The organism is Paracoccus haeundaensis, from assembly GCF_006239215.1.
Classification (GTDB): Bacteria; Pseudomonadota; Alphaproteobacteria; order Rhodobacterales; family Rhodobacteraceae; genus Paracoccus; species Paracoccus marcusii.
In genome coordinates, this window is the sequence record NZ_VDDC01000085.1 from 1 (window position 1) to 2,901 (window position 2,901).

Sequence of the window (2,901 nt, forward strand, 5' to 3'; positions counted from 1 at the left end):
CGACGAGGCGCAGCCCATCGGCGGAAGGAGGCACCAAGCCCCCACGCCATCGCCACGAAAAGGAAACCAGATCATGAAAACCGAAATCATCACCGCCGCCGCCATCCAGTATTTCCCGCTGGCCCAACTCTATGTCTCCGACATGAACCCGCGTCAGGACGCGGACCCGGAGGGGATCGACCTGCTGGCCGACAGCCTTGCCATGATCGGCCTGATCCAGAACCTTTCCGGCACCGTTGACGCAGATGGCCGCGTCGGCATCGTCGCCGGAGGCCGCAGGCTGCGCGCCATCGCCCGCGCGGTCGAGCGTGACCCGACCGTGACCAAGCGCCACCCGGAACTGGCCTCCGTTCCCGTCCGCATCGCCCCCGACGAGGCCACCGCGCGGGCATGGGCCAGCGCCGAGAACGCCGCCCGCGAGGACTTGGCACCCGCCGATGAAATCCGTGCCTATGGCCGGATGAAGGATGCAGGCGCAGACGTGTCCACCATCGCCCGCAGCTTCGGCAAGACCGAGGCGCATGTTTACCGCCGCCTTGCGCTGGCGGCGCTGCCCGCCGCTGTTCTGGACGCCTTGAAGGCGGGGCAAATCAGCCTTGGCATGGCGAAAGCCTTTACCGTGTCCCAGGACGAGGCTTTGACTTTGCAGGTTCTGGCCGAGGTGATGGGCCGCGATGTATCCGAATACCGCATCAAACAGGCTTTGCAGCCGGAAGCGATCAGCGGCACCGACCGCCGCGCCCTGTTTGTCGGGCTGGACGCCTACACCGCAGCGGGCGGGCGGATGAACCGCGATCTGTTCAGCGACACGACCGCGCTTCACAATGGCGACCTACTGGCCCGACTGTTCGCCGAGAAGATGGACGAGGCAGCGGCAAAGATCGGAGAAGTCTGGAAATGGGTCGAGGCCATGCCCGACAGCTATGTCCCTTACGGCACTGCCGAGAAGCTGGACCGCATCTATCCCGTTCCGGGCGTCCTGAGCGAAGAACAGAGCGAGCGTTACGACGAACTGGCAGAACTGGCCGAGGGCGACGTTCTGGACGAGGCGGGTCAAGTGGTATTTGCCGACCTGACGAACATCGTGGAAGGCGGCTTTACCGACGCGCAGCGCGCCGTTGCCGGGGTTTTCATCTATGTCCGCAATGATGGCACCTTGGGCGAAACGGCTGCATGGGTTCGGCCCGAGGATCGCGCCGAGGCAATTGAGGCAGAGGTTCTGACCGGACATGCCGCAACGCGCCACGGCGCGGCCAGCATCGAGGATGCGCCCAAGTCGCCCTATTCCGGTGCGCTGGTCGAGGACATGAAGGCTGTGCGGCTGGCTGCAATCCAGACCGCGCTTCTGGACAAGCCGGAAATGATCTTTGACCTGCTGGCCTTCGGCATGTCGCTGGCATCTGGCGTCAGCACCCATGTTTTCGACCTGTCGCCGGGACGCCCCAACAACTGCCCGAGCAAGCCCGAGGGGTTGGAGTTTTCCGAACGGCTGACCCATGCCCCTGCGGGACATGAGGCATGGAGCCGCCCGGAACTGCGGGTTGACGATCTGGCGACCGCCTTCCGCACGTTCGTCGCCGCTGGCAAGAAGGCCCGCAACGCGGCGCTGGTCGAGAGCGTGGCGCGGACCCTGCCCTATGGCGCAGGCAGCGCGGAGTTTTTCGGACTGATCGAGGCCGATGCCGGGGCCGGTATCCGCAAGGTCTGGACGCCCACCGCCGAGAACTTTTTCAGCCGCGTCAGCGCCGATTATCTGGACGCGCTGCATCTGGACCTGACGGGCTGCGATCCGCAGGGGAACGGCTTTAAGGCGCACAAGGCGCAGAAGAAGGCTGAAAAAGCGCAGTGCATGGAGCGGCTGTTCAGCGATGCCGAGTATCAGAAGGCATGGAAGATCGACGCGGAGAAGAAAGCCCGCATCGAGGCTTGGACCCCGGACTGCTTCTGATTCATACCGAACCGGAGGGGCGGCGTTAGCCGCCCCATACCGAGCATTTTCAGACTAGAGAGATTTCAATGTCGCTGTATATCGCAACCCACTGGAACGGCACTGCATGGGTTGATCTGCATGCCGATCCCCTGCCTTTCAAAGACGCGCAGCAAAAACTGCACAGCGCAGCATGGACCCATCAGAGTGTCCGCTTGCGGCCAGCCCCGGCAGCCACCGAGTTTCCCGCCGCCGATCCTGTTCAATAGACCGCAGCCATGCCCATCCTTCTGCGACGAAGGTTCAACTAGCCCCGCATCTAGCGGGGCTTCTTTTTGGCGGGGAGTGATGACCTGGCGGGGCGGCCGTCTGCGCCGACCCCCCCCCGCCCGGCCCGGCCCTTCGGGCCGAGCTGCACCTGACGGCGCAGCGGAAAGTTGACGCGCGTGTCAAGAAAAAACGTGATACTGTTCTTTTGAACAGTCCTTTTGGTCTACCTCGTGGTGCAGGCCGCCAAATCAAGTATGTCTTCCAGCGTAGTTATTAAGAAGGGTATTTTTATGCTTTCGACACGCGAGATGGGACAGGACGCCAAGGCGGAAGTGACACGCGATATGGTGGAAAAGATGCTGGCATGTTTCGATAAGCTATCCAGCCCTGACGGCGTGCTGACGGTGGAGTTGCGCGGCAACGGCTTGTTTGTGCTGAACCCGAAAACGGGCACCTATGAGACCGTTGGAATTGCGCGCATGTCACCGGCAATGGATCATTTGCGCTAATCTCCATTTACGAGCAGAACAAATTTTTATCGCGGCGTCCCTTGGGGCGGGTGGTCTAGGGCGAGAAGCCCTAGACCACCCGCCCCAAGGGACCGCGCTCTAGGCTTGGCCGGCAAGGGCCGGCCTGCGCCCCGAGCCTATGCCCCTACCCTTCCTTTGCGCCTGGTCCTGCCCGCTTGTCTCGTTCCGAGCCTG

At 62.9% G+C, this 2,901-nt stretch carries 3 protein-coding genes; all 3 read left to right on the forward strand.

Annotated features, from left to right (window positions below; genetic code table 11):
- Positions 1-73 precede the first annotated feature (73 nt).
- The 3 genes from FHD67_RS19975 to FHD67_RS19985 all read left to right on the forward strand — a co-directional run bounded on the left by FHD67_RS19975 (position 74) and on the right by FHD67_RS19985 (position 2,706).
- Positions 74-1,948 carry a ParB/RepB/Spo0J family partition protein gene (locus FHD67_RS19975; protein ID WP_139599830.1) on the forward strand — a complete coding sequence of 625 codons (1,875 nt, stop codon included), beginning with the start codon at positions 74-76 and terminating at the stop codon, positions 1,946-1,948.
- Between the two features lie 68 nt (positions 1,949-2,016).
- Entirely contained in the window at positions 2,017-2,196 is a 180-nt protein-coding gene (locus tag FHD67_RS19980; protein ID WP_127899881.1) for a hypothetical protein, read from the forward strand.
- 291 nt (positions 2,197-2,487) lie between these two features.
- Entirely contained in the window at positions 2,488-2,706 is a 219-nt protein-coding gene (locus FHD67_RS19985; protein WP_046001854.1) for a hypothetical protein, read from the forward strand.
- The last annotated feature ends 195 nt before the right edge of the window (positions 2,707-2,901 follow it).